The sequence below is a fragment of the Phycisphaerae bacterium genome (assembly GCA_019636475.1).
GTDB lineage: Bacteria > Planctomycetota > Phycisphaerae > UBA1845 > UTPLA1 > JADJRI01.
Genome location: JAHBXN010000002.1, coordinates 547,787 through 566,024, shown reverse-complemented (window position 1 = coordinate 566,024; position 18,238 = coordinate 547,787). Strand labels below are relative to the sequence as shown.

The window sequence follows — 18,238 nt, the reverse complement described above, 5'->3', positions numbered from 1 at the left end:
GTTAGATGCGGGCGCCAATTCCGTTCATGACTGAACAGAAACGGACAGGACGCCGCGCAGGTTCTGCTTCCGCCGGAGGGGACGCGCGGTACAATGCCGCGTCATGCCCGTCGAAACACACAGGATTCAACTGGAAACACTGGGAAACGCCCATGTCGTTGACCTGACACCCAAGTTGATCGAAGTCATGAACTTCTCGGATATCACCAACGGAATCGCACTGTTGTTCGTCCTGGGCTCAACGGCCGGAATCACGACGACCGAGTTCGAGCCGGGACTCGTTCAGCACGACCTCAAGCACTGCTTTGATCGAATCGCACCCGAGTCAGGCCACTACATGCACGAGCAGACATGGCATGACAACAACGGCCATTCCCATGTGCGGGCGTCTCTGCTCGGGCCGAGCCTCACGGTTCCGATCCTGGATCGAAAGCCGAGTTTGGGCACATGGCAGCAGATCGTCCTGATCGATTTCGATACGCAGCCGCGGCAGCGCACGATCATCGTCCAGGTCCTCGGCGAGTAAGCCCCGTCGTGTGCGACGCGGCCGAACCAGGGGGGCGGAGAGTTCGGAAATGAATGAGCTTCGCAATCATCCACGTTTGATCAGCGCGGTGAAAACACTGATGCTGATCGACCTCGCCCTGATAATGGGCGTCCTGATGGCCGCGGGTGTCCTGATGTTCGTGCGCAGTTCCCAGACGGCGGGGCAGCCGGCCGAATTCGCGACCCCGCTGATTACCTACGTGGCCGCTGGCGTCGGTGCCATGACTTTGCTGATGAGCTTTGTCCTGCCCGGTTCGATGGATTCCGCCTTCCGACAGAAGCTGAAGGCCAGCGCGGTCCGTACCGACGACCCCGTGCCGTTCCTGAATGCGTATTTCATTCGTAATATCGTTGTCGCGGCCATGTTGGAAGGTGGCGCGTTCTTCAACGTGATCGGTTTTTTCATCGAGGGCCGCCCGCTCTCTCTCGTAGCGACGGGTCTTCTGCTCGCCGTGATGGGAATGCAGATGCCGAACACCGACCGGGCTGCGGGCTGGATCGAGCGACAAAGAAGACACATCCAATCAGAGTGATTCGGGGAACGTCGCGCTGTTCGTGGCCGACCCCATGACGACGTGATGAGATTCTTCCTGATGGGCGAAGCGGACTCACGCCGAAGAATACACCTGCGACTATTTTCCCATGAAGGACCAAGCCGGAACCTGTCAGTTGGTCTTAACCGCGCCGACCGGAAGGGAACTCCGGCGACCACGCTTCGAGCCTGTTGACCTCGACTGACCGCGGAGTGCGGATCGTGAACCTGTTCGATCGGGACGTGTTTGAACTCTATCGCCTGCTGTTGACCACGCTGTGCGCCGTCTATGCCGTCGTTGTCACCGTGCGGTCGCTGCTCTTCATCGCGGGCAGCCTGGTCGGCAGTGACAAGAAAGCGCAGGTCGTTCGAAAATACGCCGTGGTCCTGCTGCTACGAATGAGGATTTCTCGGTTCAAACGAGAACTGGCCGGAATTGCCGCATACAGCCTCATCCTTCTGGTGATCTTCTACTGGCACTGGGCCTTTGCCGTCTGAAGGCCCCATGCTCCGGCGGATTCTACCCGGCCCGTCAGTGACCGAGTATCGGAAGCCCCTTCACGATCGGTTTCGCCAGAAGATCATACGCCCGGCTGCCCGTGATCTTCACGTCGACAAACTGTCCCGGATCGTACTCGCCACCGTCCACGTGGACCACGCTGTCCACGTCCGGCGCCTGTCCCTCGTGCCGCGCCAGATACACCCCGCGCGCACCGAAGCTGTCGATCATCACACGGAGCCGTTCGCCTCGTCTCGCCGACGCCCGCTTGAATGCGACCTCCTGTTGCGTCAGCATCAGGTCCTCAACCCGTTCCTGGATCAGTGCGGGCGGCAGATGACCCTTCATGCGGTGGGCCGGCGTGCCCGGCTCGTTGCTGTATGGAAATACGCCGAGCATGTCAAAGCCGAACTCGCGGATGAATTCCCGCAATTCCCGGTGTTCCGCGTCGGTCTCCCCGGGAAAGCCCGCGATGAAGGTTGTTCGAATCGAAACGCCCGGAATTCGCTCACGCAATCTCGCCAGGAGTGATTCGGTCTGCTTGCGCGTCACGCGCCGATGCATCGACTTGAGCACCCGGTCACTGATGTGTTGAAGCGGCATGTCGATGTACTTCGCCACCTTCTCACAGTCTGCAATCGCTTCGATCATGTCGTCGGTGAAGTCGCTCGGATAGGCATACATCAGACGAATCCACTCAACGCCCTCCAGCGTGTTCAGCTTTCGGAGCAGCCCGCTCAGACCGGGCTCATACGCGATGTCCGTGCCGTAGCTCGTCGTGTCCTGCCCGAGCAGATTGATCTCGACCGCGCCGTCGGTGATCAGCTCACGCGCTTCCGCCATGATCTCTCGAACGGACTTGCTGTGCATCGGCCCCCGAATCGATGGAATTGTGCAGAAAGTGCATTTCTGATTGCAGCCTTCGCTCATGCGAAGATATGCGTAGTGAACCGGCGTCAGGCGAAGCCGCGCCCGGTCCGATTTGTTCGCGCCGATCCACGAATTCGCGTGGTATTCGCCAAGAAAAAGGTCGCCGCTCCCGGTGCGTCCGCCGGTGGACGCGGCCGCAGTCCGACCGGAGGTGGTTCCGGTCGACGCCGGCGTCTTCGCCGTGGCGCCGCGACCGGGACGGCTGAGATGCACACCCGTCACCGCCCGGACGATATCCGCCCGATTGTGAACCCCGACCAGCGCGTCGATCTCCGGCACGTCTTCCAGAAGGCCGCGCCCGTCACGCTGCACCAGGCATCCGGCAACCACGAGACGCTTGATCTCACCGCGATTCTTCTGCTCCGCCGCTTCGCGGAGTATCCCGACGGCCTCATCGCGCGATGCCGCCAGGAATCCGCAGGTGTTGACGATCATCACGTCGCCGGTCCCCGTGTCGCCGCCCACGATCGGGCAACCCGCCTCCGCAAGCATCCCGAGCATCTTCTCGGAGTCAACCAGGTTCTTGGGGCAGCCAAGGGACACGAATGAAACACTGGGCATCGTCACGCGGGAGCACTCCATGGCCGGCGGGTCACTTCGCTCGGCGAATTCGCCATTATAGCGGATTCCGGCCTTCCGGCGTCGCTCCCGTCCCCATCCCCGTCTGGCGCGACTACGGCCCGTATGGGACCGCAGTCGGTCGGCAATGGCCCACATTCAGCCCGCCAAATTGAATCCACTAACCAGAACGCGATAAGATGTGTCTAAAGTCATGGATGACATTCCGCCTTCTGCTCGCAATCCGGGATTTAAGGAGTCTGCCATGTTCACCAACCGACGCCATCCGACCCCATTTCTGCTCGCCCTCGCAGCCTTATTGATGCTCTGCGGAGACGCGACGCTCGCGTGGGGCCAGTCGCGCGGCGCACGCTCCGGCGGAAATCAGGCTACGAGCATCCGCCGCTCCGGTGGAAATCAGGCCACGAGCGTCCGCCGTTCCGGCGGTAACATCGGTCGTTCATCCCACAGTTTCGCCTCCGCGCCGCGCCAGGTCCGGTCCGCGCCCGGTGTCACGCGAGGCCAGTCGCTCGGTTCCGGCGTCATTCGAACGCAGCCGCGAACCACGTCGATTACCCAATCATTCGGCAACGGCGGAACCGGTCAGACCTTGGCTCGCAGTCCGCGTGCGATTAGTGGCCAAACTACTTCCACACGACCGCCGAGCCGCATAGGCTCTTCGTCATGGGCCTCCGCGCAAGGCGCATTTCAGACGAGGCAGGGTGGATCGCCAAACGGCGTGGTCCGCTCCAATCAATCTCATTCTCATTCAAACTCGCCGGCAGTCGTCTCCCCGGCGCGCCCGTTCGGCGTCAACCGAAATGGCCTCGGCGTCACAGGCCAGGCCATTCGACCGTCGGAGCGGCCCGCCGGCTACCGCAGTACCTATCGAGCCGGGCAGCCGATTGGCGGACGCAATCTGGGCGCGGTCAGCGCCTGCGGCCCAACCGAATCGCGAATTAATAACTGGTCAAATCCGCGGCGCGTCGGCGGTTTCACAGGATTGCCGATTCGAAACGGCTGCATCGGCGAACCCAGGCGAGTCGGATCGATCGTCGGCTGCCAGCCCAGCTATCGGTACTTCCCGCGCGGCGGCTACTGCGGCCCGGGATTTGGTTTCGGCGGCGGCTATTTCAACTACGGCGGGTACGCCTGGCGCTATCCGATCTACGGCGGATCCACCATCATCAGCATCGGCGGCTCCGCGTCCGACATCTACTACGACGAAGATGTGTTCGCACCGCTCTCCACCGATGTTGAAATCACCGAACAGGAAGCGGAAGCCTACGAGGCCGCCGCATTCGATCAATATCAGCGAAGCCAGGCCGCGCTCCAGGATCGAGCGCTGAACGATTTCGGAACCCGTCACACCGACGCTTCCCAACCCGGAACGGCCCCGGGCGAAGCCGAGATACATGCCACGCCCTCGGCACCAACCGTCGATCCCGCTGCCGTCAGAATCGGTGAGGCCCTCGGTCGTGGGGATCGAGCCTTCGAACTCGGCCGATACGACGAAGCCCGCGAGGAGTACATCCGGGCAATCGTGTGGGACGGTGACGATCCGAGCGTACGGATCGCGCTGGGACTGGCGGAATATTCCCTCGGTGCCTACACGGATGCGTCAATAGCCATTCGGCGCGGCGTCGCCCGCTCACCGTCACTGGCCACGTCGGCATTCGATCTGCGAGCGGCCTACGGCGTTGAAGCGGATTTTCCCGCTCACCTCCGAATGCTCTCGGATCATGTCGCGGCCAACCCCGACGACAGCGATTCGAAATTCCTGCTCGGATTTATTCATTATTTCTCAGGCCGACGCGACGAAGGGCGTCGACTGCTCAGCGAGTATCTCGCCGACATCACTCATGACGACTCCGTTCGAGAGTTCATCGAGACCGCACGCGTGACCAGACCCTGATCACGCGTGGCCCTGCCGATCGGCGCGCGGTATCATCTCCCCTCCTGCGTCTGACGCGCGCCGACGCAGCGGCCGCCGATGCGCTTCGTGGGCCGTCCAATAAGCAGCGCGATCCGGTGTCCGCTTTTCGATGTTTCCCGCCTTCCTGGCCCAGTATGCCGCTGGCTGTTTCCTGGCCGTCGCGGTTTCTGCAATCAGGCAGACCGGCTGGCGATACCTCCGCCTGATGTGCATCGTCTCGTGCTCGATCGCGATGCTCGCCCTCGTCTTCAACCTTCTGGAATTCGGCGCACCGCTCGATGCCCTGCAACATCCGGCCGCCATCCTGCTGATCGCTGGGTTGGCGGCGGGTTTCGGCTGGCTCTTCGTGAACGCATCGCAAGGCGAAACTGTTCGAAACAGTCAGCGCGCCTACGCCGCCGCCGCCGGCCTCGCCTGCCTCACTGCCGCATTATCCCTGGCGATCGCCAACGCTTCGCCGAATCCGACGCGACCAGGTGCCGAACACATCAGTCACGCAACCTGGCTCAGCGGCGCGGAGCTGGCATTCAGCGCCTTTCTCGGAGCGGGTCTGCTCGGCGTCGCGACCGCGGCCATGCTGCTGGGTCACCGGTACCTTACGGATACCGGCATGCCGATTGCGCCGCTTCGATGGATCACCAGGATATATATCGCCCTGTTCGCGGCACGCGTGCTCTGGGTGATTGCGATGCTTTCGCCGCGCGCGTGGGCCGGCGCGTGGCCTTCTCTCGGCGAGATTTACACATGGCTCGCGCTGTCGGTGCGCCTTGGCGTCGGACTGCTGGTCGCAGGCGTGTTCGCATACATGATCTGGGATTGCGTGAAACGCCGGGCCACGCAGTCGGCCACTGCCCTGTACTATCTCTCCATGCTCTTCATCTTCTTTGGCGAACTGACAGCGCAATTTCTCTCGCGAACGGAGGGATGGGCGCTGTGAAACCCGCCGCCGAAAAATCTCGCGCCGTGACCATCCGAATGCGATGCCCGGATCCGGAGTGTCGCGCGCCGATTATGTTCGAGCCGGCTAGCGTCGGGCCTCGCGAATTGAAATGCCCGCGATGCGGCAAGCTCACAACAGCGGATGTCCCAACCGAGTTGGGCGACGAGCGCCGCGTCGTTCGGTGCGCTTGCTGTCCGGGCAGGGAGTTTTTCATACGCAAGGATTTTCCGCAGCGCCTCGGACTGATCCTCGTCATCGTCTTCGGAATCATCGCGTCCTGCTTCTACTACATGAAGAACATTCCGATGACCTTTGTCGTGTTGGCATCGCTGGTTCTCGTGGACGCAATCATCTATCTTGTCGTGCCCAGCGTAACCGTCTGCTATCGGTGCAGAGCTGAGTATCGCCGCGTCGGCTACAATCCCGAACACGCTGGTTTCGACCTGGCGACATCCGAAAAATACGGCTGATCGTCGATCACCCTTGCGCCACGGCCACCCCCAAACACGGCGGTCGCGGGCACGATAGTCTCCCGAGGAGCTCCCCATGGGTCAGGTTTGTCCCGCAGATTTCAAGATCGACAAGGAGCGGATCGCTCGCGCGGTCCGCGAGATTCTCGCCGCCATCGGAGACAATCCGGATCGCGAAGGACTCCGCGACACGCCCGCACGCGTTGCACGAATGTACGAGGAGTTGTTCAGCGGACTCCGCCAGGACCCCAGATCACTCCTGATGACGGTCTTCACCGAAAAGTACGACGAGTTGGTCGTCCTTCGCGATATCCCTTTCAACTCCATGTGCGAGCACCACCTCATGCCCTTCGAAGGCAAAGCCCATGTCGCCTATCTCCCCGATGGAAAAGTTGTCGGCCTCTCAAAGCTCGCCCGCGTCGTCGACGCTTACGCGCTAAGACCGCAGGTGCAGGAACGGCTGACAACCCAGATCGCCGATGTCATCATGTCCGAACTCGCGGCGCAGGGAGCCGCCGTCGTCATTGAGGCCGTTCACACATGTATGACCTGTCGCGGCGTGAAGAAGCCCGGCAGCGTCATGGTCACATCAGCCATTCGCGGAGTTTGTGCGGAAAATTCGGCCACCCGTGCCGAAGTCATGAGCCTGCTGCATAAGTGAAACGGACGCTTAAATAGATCTGTATTCAAAAGCGTCCGGCTCAGGAGTTCCCGCCGATCTGGCGGCGAATCTTGAGAATCTCCTGATAGGCCGGCTTCGCCGCGCCGTTCAAATCGACGACGCCGTTCGGGTCCGCCCCGTCCGCTAGTCGCATGCACGCGATCGACTCCACAAACGGCTTCGACAGCGCGATGCGACAGAACTCACGCAGCCATTCCCCCTGAAGCTCGGGCGACCATTCGCCGTGCCATTGGCCGTCATTCGACGATGATCGTCCGGACGGCACGCCGGCTGCCGTGATATGCACCGGTTTGCCCAGCGTGCCGAATCGATCGAGCAGGCTCGATATCTGCAGAAGATCGCGGACACAACCGCCCGGCTCGTCAGTCCCAAACCGAATTTCAAGACCGAACGCATCGAAGTTGATGCCGCTCTGAACCGCCATCTCGGCGTACAGCGACGGGGGAATCGTTCGCGCGTCCCTCGCATAGTACTCACCCCAGGGCTGCACGATGCCGATGATCGACTGAGACTTCGGTGACATCTGCTTGACAAGCAGGGCGGTGATCCGCGTCAGGTCCATGATCTGCTCGAAGGTGAAGCCCATCGAGTTGTATGCATGAGCCGCGCTGATCACTTCCCATGCCTGAACATACGGACCGTAGGTCTTCAGCACATGCCGAACGTGTCGGGTCACGTATTCACGGAACTTCTCAAAGTCGCGGCCGGATTTCTGAACCCACCCCGGCAACTGAACCGGATCGAGCGACACCAGCGAGGCCGCCCACAGGGCGACGCGCCGCTGCCACAGCGTCTTCAACAGGCCGTCCATGTTCGACGGCTTCGGAGATCCATCCTGCGGCTCGATCGATGACCATGAAAACGGAAGCACCGCGAAATCGAAGCCCTCGCCAAAGCACTTCAGAAACGCCTCTGACGACTGGCTGGGATCGACCCGGCACCCGAACGTACGTTTGCTGAATTGGCCCGTCTCCCCGCGCCTGCCGAGAAAAACCTGCGCATGAAGTGCGGTCAGTTCCTCGCCCACGCGAACGCCGGCGGAGAGGCATTCATCCGCATGGCGCGACGCGGACGATTCGTCTTCCGCCGTCAGCGCCGCCACGAGTATCTGGCGAGCCGCATCAACCTTCTTGTACAGCGCCGCACCTTCGGCGAAATCATACAGCCCCCAGTCCTCGCGCTTCTGCGCGATCCGCATCAGTTGCCCCCGGGCCAGTTCCACATTCAGATTGTACGGAGTCTTTCGCTCCTGAAGCCGCGGCGTCTCGAGCATCACCCGGCCGACGCCGGCCACCGGCCACAAAATCGCCAGCGCAGCCGCCCCGCGCGATCGGGTGTCGAATACGATCTCGCCGTTCGAGAACTTCACCTCGGCTCGAAGCGGCACTCGGTCATTGCCCACCAGGTAGGCGGAGGCAATGTCCACCGATTTCGCAGGCTCGCCGTCTTGGAATACGCGAATTCGAAGCATGCTCGTTTCGGCGGACCGGATGCGATGGGCCGATCTGGTGCGGATCACGCCCCGGCGGACCGGCCACATTGGCCGTGCATTCTCGCAAGGGTTGAAGGGCTATGATAAGTAATCTGCAAACCGTCGTACAGCGCGATCGATTGCGACACGCCCCGATCAAACCCCCTCAGCCGACCGGATTGATCGGCGGCCGGCCCGACAACACCGCGATCACGTTGTGGGCGGCCATCTCCGCCATGCGGCTTCGCGTGCTCACCGTCGCGGAACCGATATGCGGCAGCAGCACGACGTTTTCCATCGCTCGAAGTTCAGGCGCGACCACCGGCTCACGCTCGTAAACATCAAGGCCCGCCGCGGCGAGCCGCCCGTCCCGCAACGCCCGGATCATCTCGGCCTGATCCACGACGCTCCCCCGTGCCGTGTTGATCAGGATTGCGCCGCGCTTGACACGCGCCAGCGCGCGGCCATCGATCAGACGATGTGTCTCAGGCGTCAGCGGCGTGTGAATCGAGATAAAGTCAGATTGCTCCATCAGTTCGATCAGCGACACCCGGCGCGCCCCCAGTTCGTCCATCTTCGGATTCGGATGCCGATTGTAATAGAGCAGGCTCATCTCAAAGCCCGTCGCCCGCTTCGCGACGGCCGAGCCGATACGACCGGCCCCGACGATCCCCAGCGTTCGTCCGTGCACATCCGAACCGAGAAAATCGAGCATCCGCCAGCCGCGCCAGCCACCCGAGCGCACTACCCGCTCAGCCTCGCCAAGCCGGCGTGCCGCGGACAGTAGCAGCGCGAACGCCAGATCCGCCGTCGCCTCGGTCAGCACGTCAGGTGTATTCGTGATGGCGATTCCAAACTCCCGGGCCGCCTCGATCTCAATGTTGTCAGTGCCCACCGCGCACGTCGCAACAATCCGGCATCGAGGGGCCGCCGCCTGAAGGAAGGAGCGATCGATTCGGTCGGCCAGTTGACTCACGAATGCGTCGTGCTTGCCCGCCTCCGCGAGCAGTTCCTCGGGGCGAAGAGGGTCGCTGCCCGGATTCATCTGAACCGCGAAACCGGCATTCATCAGCGAAACAATCCCGCTTTCAGGGATCATCCGCGTGACATACACCGATTGCTGCATTTCCCGCCTCCTTCACCCCAAAAATGCCACGACGCTTTTCGTATTCGCGGTCAGTGTCCCTGAGCATAGCAATGAGTCGTCGTCCTGCAACAACCGCGCGCCGAGTTCAGCGCCCGAGCCTGATCGATATGGTCGATCCGCGCCCGCGCGGGTATGCTGAATGCGCGGTGGCATCTGAAGGTGGCTGAAACCTCGGCGGACTCCGGCGGCATCGGCATCATCGATTCGGCCCGGCGCGCGGCAGTGGGCAAGGCATGTTCGATCAGGTCGTAAAAACACTAAGCGATGTCATTCGTCGCGCCGAATGGAGCGATCTCACCGAGCTTCTGCTCATCGGCTCTGCGGTCTATGCCGTCATGCGCTTCTTTCGGGGCACGCGAGGCGCCCGTCTGCTGCGGGGCTTCGCACTCCTGCTCGTCGGCGGCACGCTCCTGATGTACCTGTTGGCAAACCTGCTCGATCTGGCTCGCATTCTGGTCATTTTCCCGACGTTCATCACCGCGCTGTTCCTCATCGCGCTCGTTGCGTTTCAGCCGGAGCTGCGCCGGGCCTTGATGCGCCTTGGAGCCCAGACCTGGTTCGTCGAATCGCCTGAGGAAATCGACCGGATCATCGAACAGGTCGTCGAGGCGGTCACCTACCTCGCGAAAAACAAGATCGGAGCCTTGATCGCCTTCGAACGCGCGTCCGAGTTCGGCATGCTCTCCGAAGACGCAATCAAGCTCGACGCCGAGGTCACGAGCCAGTTGATCATGACGATTTTCTGGCCCGGATCGGCTTTGCACGACATGGGAGTCATTATCTCGCGCGGCCGCGTCGCCGCGGCCGGTGTCCAGTTTCCGCTCACGGACTCCCAGGAGGTCAGCCCCGAACTGGGCTCACGTCACCGCGCGGCGATCGGTTTGTCCGAGGAATCCGATGCACTGGTCGTCGTCGTGAGTGAGGAAACAGGAATCATCAGCGTGATCGAGGATGGGAAGATTCGCCGCAACCTGATGCCCGAGAATCTTCGCCAAGCCCTGCGCGAGGGATTGGGCGGCCAAGCCCAGAAGTGATGGCCCGGGTCCGGGCCAGGCACGCCGCGCCGGGCCCGTCCGAGGCCCGGTCGGCGCGTCATACTCAAGGCAGTCCTGGCATGACAAGAAACAACAGCGATTGGTGGTCAAGGACAAGAACGGCGCTCGCCGTCATCGGCATCACCCTGCTGATCTGGTTGGCGGCCGATCAGAATGTCGCCATTGAAGAGGAATTTGAAATGACCGTCCGGCTCGCCGCGGATTCCCGCGATCGATATGCCGGCTTTGCCGAACCGCCCTATGCCAGGGTCTTGAAGGTCAAGCTCAACGGCCGTCGAAACCGCCTTCGCGATTTTCGGCGCCTCACGGATGCGGGAACCGTCTTCACCGCGGTCATTGATCGGACGATGCCGTCGTCGACTTCGCCGCGCTCGTTCTCCGTGGTTGAGGATGTGCTGCCCGGCATCAGCGAACTCAGGGAATCACGCCTGGCGATTCGCTCGGTCGAGCCTTCCACGGTCGAGGCGATCGTCGATGGCTACACCACGATTCGCGATATCCGCGTCAAGCCCGACTACGGTGGATTGAAAATCTCGCCGGAATTTCTGCGCAACAGTGTCAACGCCCAGGTGCCCAACTTCGTCGCGAAGATGCTCGGAAATTCCCCGATAGCGATCGCCGTACCCAGGCAGGACATTCGATCCATCGCGCGGCCCGATGGCGCGTTCGAAGTGCCCGGAGTGCTCTCGTTCGACATCCTCGAAAAACTCGATCCGAGTCTGAAAATCGAGTTCCAGCCGTCAAATGAGGTGATGATCACCGGCCGAATCGAGGCGTTGACCGCCACCGAGAGCAAGGGGCCGATCCAGATCAACTGGGCCGTGCCCGACGAGCTTCAACGCGACTACGTCATCGTCGCCGAGCAATCCGGATTCCGAGTCTATCTGGACGTCACAGGGCCTCGCGAACGAGTCAGCCAACTCGACCCGCGCCGCATCCGAGCGTTTGTCGATGTCCTTGCTGGCGATATCGATAACCCCGGACCGAATAAGGAAATTGTCCGTGAGGTGCGGTTCGTGCTGCCGCCCGATTTTTCCGATTGCTCCGTTGCCCCCGATGCGCCCGTTCAGACGATCCGGTTTCGGCTCGAGCCCAGACAGAGAGGCGCCGCGCGGGCCAGCCGCTCAAATCGAGCCGAGAGTCCTTTTTCCTGACCGCGGGATCCGGAATGAGTGCCATAATAGTGACATCATTGCTCCTCGCGCCATGGGCCGGCGGGCTCTCCGCCCTTGCGAATCCGCCCCCGCCGGCGGCGACAACCCGGCCGATGGCCGATTCGGACGTCGAGGCCGAAAGGGAGGCGATCGATGCGGAAATTCAATGCCAGATGGAGCTTGTTGACCTTTCCGGTGAATACAACGTCGATCGCATTCTCGGCGACAGCGTCAGGCTGGATCGGCTCGCGAAGCGAATCGGGCGTTTCACACAGGTGAATCCCGCCCATCCCGCTTCGGATCGATTTCGACTGACGCGATGGGAGGCGATGTACTTCTCCGCAACGCTGCGCGGCGAATCGCTCGACGCGATTTTTCTTGAAATCGATGAAATGCCCGGCGGACCCGTCTCATCGGAATTGCGCGACGAGGCCGAATACTGGCGCCTCCGGATCGAGGTTAATCGTGTTCGATCCCTCGAAGCGCGGGGTTTGTCGGACGGTGCCGAAGCCATTCAGTTGATGCGGCAGTTTGTGTTGGCTCACTCCGAATCGCCCTATGCCGTGCCCCTGTGCGAAAAAATCATCGAGCACCTTGGAAATGCCGGCCAGTTCGATGCCGTCGACGAATACATCGCCCTTCTCGAAAAATACCATCCAAGACATCCCATCACGAAAACAATGGCCGGACGCCAGCGCCTCAGGCGGGCGGTCGGGCTCACCTGGCAACCGGCACTCATCGGCCTCGATGGCCGGCCGATGGACTGGAACGCCATCGCCGCAAAGCCGGGCCCGACCTTCGTGGTCTTCTGGTCCCCCCGACATGGTCCGGCGGAGGACTTTCTCAAGCGGATCGTGCGTCTGCGGGATCGCGACGGCTTCTCCGGCGCAAACATACTCACAATCGCGCTCGCGCGAGATGCGAGTGAAGTGGCGAAGGCCCTGGACCGCCTGAATGTCAAAGAGCCGGCGGCTCAGGAAAAACGCATCTGGCGTTCCGGCTTATGTGAACAGTACGGCATACGCACGCTTCCGACGGTGCTCATGCTTGACGAGGGCGGGAAATTGCGCGGTTTCTTTGAGCCGAGAAGCTGGAACATGCAACAGGACTTCGACGCGCTCATTCAGCGATTCGAAACTAACGTCAAGCCCATCCATGAGTCTGAATAAGATGCGATGCCGGATGGTCATCCGATTGACCGGTCCGTGCGGTCTCTCGCCCGGGAGCCAGGTTCGGCCCGAAGCGTGCGGATTTTTCCGGAATCGGCCGAAATTGCGCGTCGGTTGATAGCCGACCCGTCGAATCGTAAGATCGGATGATGGCCAAAAACGTGCATTTGATCGAAAGAAAATGCAGGATGATCGCCGGACTGAATAGGCCGATTTTCACTCAACCTAATTCCCCGTCGGAAGTTACATACTTAATTCCCGACGCTCCCCCCTCCACCCGCTGGCGCCGTTTTGAGCCAATTATCCGCGTTTTCGTGGTGTTTTCGGCGATTTTGATGCTGCCAATCGCGCTGCCGAGAATGTTTCGATTTGAGAAATTTTCGCTCCCCTCCGTCTCCGATGCGTCGAGCGCAACTCGTGTGTTTCTAGCGGTTTACGGAGCGGTCGCATTGGGTGCGCTCGTCTGGCGGCTGATTCTCTGGCGGCGATATCGTCCGACACCGGCCGTCGCGGACGCCGAACTTCCGTCGCTGACGCTGGTGATTCCGGCGTACAACGAAGGCGAATTGGTGCGCCATTCAATTCTTGCGGCCGCTGCCAGCCGGTATCCGGCGGAGCGATTCGAGATCATCGTGGTGGATGACGGAAGCACGGATGACACATGGCGTCATATTCAGGCGGCGGTTCGCGAAGTGGGGGAGCGTGTTTCGCTGACAACGCTGCGTCACGGCTCGAATCGCGGCAAACGAGCGGCGTTGCTGCTCGGGTTTCGTCGTGCCCGCGGCGCGCTATGGGCGACGACCGATTCGGACAGCCTGCTGGACGCGGAAGCGCTGCGGTTGGCGGCTGCGCCTCTGGTTCGCGATGAGCGGGTTTCCTGCGTTTCAGGGTGTGTGGAAGCGCTCAATGGCGGCCGGAATCTGTACACGCGCTTCATGAAATGCTACTACAGCCTCTCGTTCAAGTTCGTTCGCGCCTATCAGGACGGATTTCGCGGCGTGTTCTGTGCGCCGGGTGCGCTGAGTGTCTATCGGGCGTCGGCGGCGCGTCCCATTCTGGAGGAATGGGGCGATCAGCGATTTCTGGGTGTGGCCTGCGCGACCGGCGAGGATCGTGCCATCACGAATCTGCTACTGCGGGAGGGCGGGGTCTGTGCATACCAGCAGAGCGCCGTGGTTCTGAGCCGGGCACCGGAGTCTTACGTCGGCATGGCGAAGATGTTCCTTCGATGGGCACGAAGCAATATTCGCGAGACAATCGTGCTCTGGCGATTCCTCTTCACTCGATTTCGGGACGGATCACTGGCCGCGTTTCGATTCAATTCAACCTTGGCGCTGGTGTGCATGCTTCTGACGCCCTTCCTGGTCGGTCATGCCATTGGTCTGGCACTCTTCACGAACGGCTTCATTCTGCGTTATCTGGCGGCGATGGTCGTTTACTCGTCGGTCATGGCCACGGTCTACTTCATTAACGAGCGCGACGAAGACTGGGTCTGGCTGCTGATCTACCCGGTTTTTTCGACGATTTGCTTTTCGTGGGTGATGCCCTATGCCGCCTGCACGCTTCGAAACACCGGTTGGCTCACTCGCGGCGCGCGTGGCGATGCCGATCGGGCCGGCGCGAATGCGATCACTGCGGGTCTGATTCAAGCCCATCGATGACGCGGATCCGGCGTTCGAACTTATCACGCCACGAATGCGACAGCGCCGGCAGCGCGACCAACTCGACAAGACGTTCGCGCGGCGCCTGCTTGTCATGGAGGGTGCGGCAGAGCAACTCGATCGTGATGCCCGGGTGAATACGACGCAGGCGGGTGATTTCGTCTCCCGGCGAGACCATGCCGGATTCCAGCACGCGAAAGTAGAATCCGCCCCACGCCATCTCGTTGATCCATTTTGGCAACTGCTTACTGCGATTGCGAGCAGCGAGGGTGCCACATGGTTGTCGCGGCTGCGACACCTGCACGGCGGCGCGGCCGATCTGATAGACATCGCCGAGGCAGACTTCGGATTCGAGCATTCCTTCGGTGGTCAGGTTCTCGCCGAATGCGGGCACATCGAGCGCCGTGCCGAGTTTCCGGCTGAAGTAGGGGTAATGCTCGTGCGAATAGCAGCAGACGGCCTTGTCGGGGCCGCCGTGGACGCGCTCGTCGCCGGGGCGGTCGCCGTCGAAACCAAGAGGTTCGAGCATGACGGCGCGCGTCGCGGGTTTGCGATTAATTGAACTGATGAACCGCTTTCCCTCGAAGGTCAGTGATTCCGGTTTACCGACATTCAGTGAGACGACTTTCATTTCTTTTCGCTCCGGGTGGGCTGGATCGACGGTTAGTATAGTCAGTGTACTGCGACAGCGTGCGATTTGTTCAAGTCGGGCATGCGTTGGAGCTGGACATCGCGGGAGGCGCCATGATGGATACTGAATCAGCCTCGGTCGTGCTGCGTGAAGCCGTTCCGGAGGACCTGGCGAGCATTGCGACGATTTACAATCGCTTTGTACTGCAATCGACGTGCACTTTCGCCACGGAGCCTCCGGACGCGATGTACTGGCAGGCGTGGTACGAGTCGCATAGCGATCCATTTGCGGCCATCGTGGCGGTGCGGGGGACCGATGTTGTTGGCTGGGGGACACTGTCGCAATGGAATTCACGGTGCGCTTATCGATACACGGCGGAAGACTCGGTGTATATCAGGCACGACTGCCATCGATGCGGCATTGGCAGCCGGTTGCTGGCCGAGCTGATCCGGGTTGCCGGCGAGAAGGGGTTTCGCACCGTCCTGGCGCAGATCGCAGACGATCAGGAGCCGAGCAAAGTGCTGCATGCACGGCATGGTTTTCGACAAGTGGGGGTGCTCAGGGGTGTTGGCTTCAAGTTCGGTCGCTGGCTGGATGTGGGACTCTGGCAACTGGAATGACCGCGGCCTCCCAGGGGTGCAAGAATGGTGGCACTAATTCGGCGCATCACCGTGTGAGGGTGATGTGGCCGGCGGCATCCTGAAGGCGCGATGGACGAAAGACCAGAGTATCACGGGAATGACGCATCCAGCGGCGATTGCCAGGCTCGGCTTCTCCACTCCCATCGAGCCGATCGCTGCAAATGCAAACCCGGTCGGAAAGCTTCCGCAGCAGAGCGAGACGAAGAAAAGCCGAAACGGCATGCGTGAAAGCCCGGCGAGGCAGGCGATCACCTCGGGCAAGAGCGGCATCGGCCGCGTCATTGCGACCGCCAATCCGCCGCGCTGCCGAAAGAAAGCCTCCGTCCGTTGCAGATCGCGCTGCCCGGCCAGAAACACCGCCGCTTTGTGACCGATTAATCGGGTGGCTCCGTAGGCAATCAATCCCGCAGCCAAAGATGCTGCTCCCCCGAGCAGTCCGCCTGCGACCGTGCCGTAGAGGTAACCCAGCGCCGCCATGACGGCGGTCGCCGGAATGGGAAGTACGAGATCCGCGACGATCAACCCCATCCCGACGGCCCACGCAAGATGTCCATATTCGCTGAGCCGCGCGACAGCCGCGTCGCCGGAGAGGGCGACATCAAAGGTGTCCTGGAAGATGAACAGGGGCGTGAGGAAGGCGAGTGTGAAGGCGAAAATCAGCAGCGTCAGTCTCACTTTTTCATGCCTCGCGATCGGGGGTGCCGCGCCGGGTGCCGCCGGGAAATCCATGTGGCCTCGGCGGTCGCGGGAGTTTGATCCGAAAACGCGTGTAAGTCGCGGTAGCAGAGCCGGTTAAGTCTCTTATTTTCGTTACAACTGCGTTACAGGTTGAGCAGAGCAGGGTTGTTATACTTGGTGCGTCGGCCCTCATCAAAGGGGCGTTTCGGGGGCTCGCCACGGGCTCGTTGCGGTGGTCGTTTCGGTCGCAACCTGACGGGAGCTATTATGCGATTCAATCGATCGAAGGAGTTCATCGTCGTCTTCGCGCTCGTTGCGCTGGGTTCCGGCGTTTCGGCGCCGGCTCATGGAGACGATCAGCCCGCCGCCGATTCGAACGCCGGCGCGACGACGAAGCCGGCCTCGTCTCCGCCACCGGACCTGACCATACCGACCACGGCGCGAAAGGTTCAGAACGATCTGATCCCGAAGCCGACGGTGGTTCTGAAGCCGGGCGAAACCCCGAAGCCTCAGTTTGAGGATGCCGCGTATTCCTATGGAACGGTTCGCGCCGGCACGGTGATTGAGCACGAATTCAAGTTCAAGAACACGGGCACGGGTCCTCTCGAGATACTGGCGGTTCGGCCGGGGTGCGGGTGTACAACATCCGGCGAATTCGACAAGATCCTCGCTCCCGGAGCCACCGGGCGAATTCCGGTGAAGATGTCGACGGCGCGGTTCAGCGGATCGGTGACCAAGACGGTTGCGGTCCATACCAATGCGCCGGGCGTGGATGGACTGATTGTCCTGACGCTCAACGGCACGGTGAATCCGCTGATCGTCATCGAGCCGACGAAGGTCGAATTCGGATCGCTGAAACTGACGGATGTCGCAGGCAAGACACTGACTGGATCATTCACGATCACGAATCAGATTGAGGATCCACTGGAGCTGAAGGATCTGACCAGCTCGAATCCGAACTTCAAGGCTGAAATGAAGGAATTGGAGCCGGGCCGGAAATTCGAAGTCGTCGTGACGATGGGTGGCGCGCTACGGACCGGTTCAAACGGCGCGAACATCGACGTAAACACAAATTTTCCGGATATGGCCACGATTCGTGTGCCCGCGGCGGTGTACCTGAATTCGCCGGTTGATGTCATGCCGTCGCAGGTGACGCTGCCCGCGACGCGCGCGACGGCGATGACCCGGGCCTTGTTCGTTCGGAACAACACGGTGGTGCCGGTGAAGCTGAGCGGGCTGAAATCGAGCAACCCGAAGCTGGGTGTGCGGCTGGAAGAGACGACTCCGGGCATGGCGTGGAAGCTGGTCCTGGATGTGCCGGTGGACTATCAGAGCGCGCCGAACGGCGATACCGTCTCCGTGAAGACTTCGAACCCGGAAATACCGGAGCTGATTGTCGATGTCATCACGCGCGAGATGAATCGTCCGTTGCCGCCGGGAATGCCGACTTCGGCCGACTCGGGTCAGATCGGCGGCGCGGTCAAGTCGAACTGACTGTTCAGGGCGCGCGGAATCGTTTCGACGACAGGAGCCAGGAC

The 18,238-nt window shown here is 61.4% G+C and carries 18 protein-coding genes; 13 read left to right on the top strand and 5 right to left on the bottom strand.

What is annotated here, in order from left to right; translation table 11 throughout:
- The first annotated feature begins 103 nt into the window (after positions 1–103).
- The 3 genes from KF841_05325 (at position 104) to KF841_05315 (ending at position 1,576) form a co-directional block, all read left to right on the top strand.
- The gene (locus KF841_05325) at positions 104–526 is read left to right on the top strand and encodes a secondary thiamine-phosphate synthase enzyme YjbQ (GenBank protein ID MBX3394767.1); all 423 of its coding nucleotides are present in this window, start codon (positions 104–106) and stop codon (positions 524–526) included.
- Positions 527–575: 49 nt separating this feature from the next.
- Positions 576–1,079 (top strand): hypothetical protein, encoded by a 504-nt coding sequence (locus tag KF841_05320; protein MBX3394766.1) that lies wholly within the window; start codon positions 576–578, stop codon positions 1,077–1,079.
- A 221-nt stretch (positions 1,080–1,300) separates the two neighbouring features.
- Positions 1,301–1,576: a hypothetical protein gene (locus tag KF841_05315; GenBank protein ID MBX3394765.1), complete on the top strand. Its 276-nt coding sequence runs from the start codon at positions 1,301–1,303 to the stop codon at positions 1,574–1,576.
- Positions 1,577–1,610: 34 nt separating this feature from the next.
- Here KF841_05315 and rimO read toward each other — a convergent pair whose 3' ends face one another.
- Complete coding sequence (rimO, locus tag KF841_05310) at positions 1,611–3,074, bottom strand: 30S ribosomal protein S12 methylthiotransferase RimO (GenBank protein ID MBX3394764.1); 1,464 nt, start codon at positions 3,072–3,074, stop codon at positions 1,611–1,613.
- A 256-nt stretch (positions 3,075–3,330) separates the two neighbouring features.
- Here rimO and KF841_05305 point away from each other — a divergent pair, with 256 nt between their 5' ends.
- The 4 genes from KF841_05305 (at position 3,331) to folE (ending at position 7,072) form a co-directional block, all read left to right on the top strand.
- Positions 3,331–4,980: a tetratricopeptide repeat protein gene (locus tag KF841_05305; GenBank protein MBX3394763.1), complete on the top strand. Its 1,650-nt coding sequence runs from the start codon at positions 3,331–3,333 to the stop codon at positions 4,978–4,980.
- Positions 4,981–5,110: 130 nt separating this feature from the next.
- Positions 5,111–5,938, top strand: coding sequence for a hypothetical protein (locus KF841_05300; protein MBX3394762.1), 828 nt, complete (start codon positions 5,111–5,113; stop codon positions 5,936–5,938).
- Entirely contained in the window at positions 5,935–6,411 is a 477-nt protein-coding gene (locus KF841_05295) for a hypothetical protein (GenBank protein ID MBX3394761.1), read from the top strand. The genes KF841_05300 and KF841_05295 overlap by 4 nt, the downstream gene beginning before the upstream one ends.
- 76 nt (positions 6,412–6,487) lie before the next feature.
- Positions 6,488–7,072, top strand: a complete 585-nt coding sequence (folE, locus tag KF841_05290; GenBank protein MBX3394760.1) for a GTP cyclohydrolase I FolE — start codon at positions 6,488–6,490, stop codon at positions 7,070–7,072.
- Positions 7,073–7,112: 40 nt separating this feature from the next.
- Here folE and KF841_05285 read toward each other — a convergent pair whose 3' ends face one another.
- Both KF841_05285 and KF841_05280 read right to left on the bottom strand, forming a co-directional pair.
- Entirely contained in the window at positions 7,113–8,564 is a 1,452-nt protein-coding gene (locus KF841_05285) for a hypothetical protein (protein MBX3394759.1), read from the bottom strand.
- A 166-nt stretch (positions 8,565–8,730) separates the two neighbouring features.
- The gene (locus tag KF841_05280; GenBank protein MBX3394758.1) at positions 8,731–9,690 is read right to left on the bottom strand and encodes a D-glycerate dehydrogenase; all 960 of its coding nucleotides are present in this window, start codon (positions 9,688–9,690) and stop codon (positions 8,731–8,733) included.
- A 254-nt stretch (positions 9,691–9,944) separates the two neighbouring features.
- Here KF841_05280 and cdaA point away from each other — a divergent pair, with 254 nt between their 5' ends.
- From cdaA to KF841_05260, 4 genes are all read left to right on the top strand, one after another.
- Positions 9,945–10,745 carry a diadenylate cyclase CdaA gene (gene cdaA, locus KF841_05275; GenBank protein ID MBX3394757.1) on the top strand — a complete coding sequence of 267 codons (801 nt, stop codon included), beginning with the start codon at positions 9,945–9,947 and terminating at the stop codon, positions 10,743–10,745.
- An 80-nt stretch (positions 10,746–10,825) separates the two neighbouring features.
- Positions 10,826–11,920, top strand: a complete 1,095-nt coding sequence (locus KF841_05270; GenBank protein MBX3394756.1) for a hypothetical protein — start codon at positions 10,826–10,828, stop codon at positions 11,918–11,920.
- A 14-nt stretch (positions 11,921–11,934) separates the two neighbouring features.
- On the top strand, positions 11,935–13,089 hold the full coding sequence (locus KF841_05265; protein ID MBX3394755.1) for a hypothetical protein: 1,155 nt from the start codon (positions 11,935–11,937) through the stop codon (positions 13,087–13,089).
- Between the two features lie 449 nt (positions 13,090–13,538).
- Positions 13,539–14,750 carry a glycosyltransferase gene (locus KF841_05260; GenBank protein ID MBX3394754.1) on the top strand — a complete coding sequence of 404 codons (1,212 nt, stop codon included), beginning with the start codon at positions 13,539–13,541 and terminating at the stop codon, positions 14,748–14,750.
- On the opposite strand, the gene KF841_05255 is transcribed toward KF841_05260, so the two are convergent.
- Entirely contained in the window at positions 14,719–15,381 is a 663-nt protein-coding gene (locus KF841_05255) for an MOSC domain-containing protein (protein MBX3394753.1), read from the bottom strand. The genes KF841_05260 and KF841_05255 overlap by 32 nt on opposite strands.
- Positions 15,382–15,494: 113 nt before the next feature.
- Between KF841_05255 and KF841_05250 the strand changes: the two genes are divergently transcribed.
- Positions 15,495–16,001, top strand: a complete 507-nt coding sequence (locus KF841_05250) for an N-acetyltransferase (GenBank protein ID MBX3394752.1) — start codon at positions 15,495–15,497, stop codon at positions 15,999–16,001.
- A gap of 33 nt (positions 16,002–16,034) precedes the next feature.
- On the opposite strand, the gene KF841_05245 is transcribed toward KF841_05250, so the two are convergent.
- Complete coding sequence (locus tag KF841_05245; protein ID MBX3394751.1) at positions 16,035–16,697, bottom strand: VTT domain-containing protein; 663 nt, start codon at positions 16,695–16,697, stop codon at positions 16,035–16,037.
- A 270-nt stretch (positions 16,698–16,967) separates the two neighbouring features.
- Between KF841_05245 and KF841_05240 the strand changes: the two genes are divergently transcribed.
- Positions 16,968–18,194: a DUF1573 domain-containing protein gene (locus tag KF841_05240; protein MBX3394750.1), complete on the top strand. Its 1,227-nt coding sequence runs from the start codon at positions 16,968–16,970 to the stop codon at positions 18,192–18,194.
- The last annotated feature ends 44 nt before the right edge of the window (positions 18,195–18,238 follow it).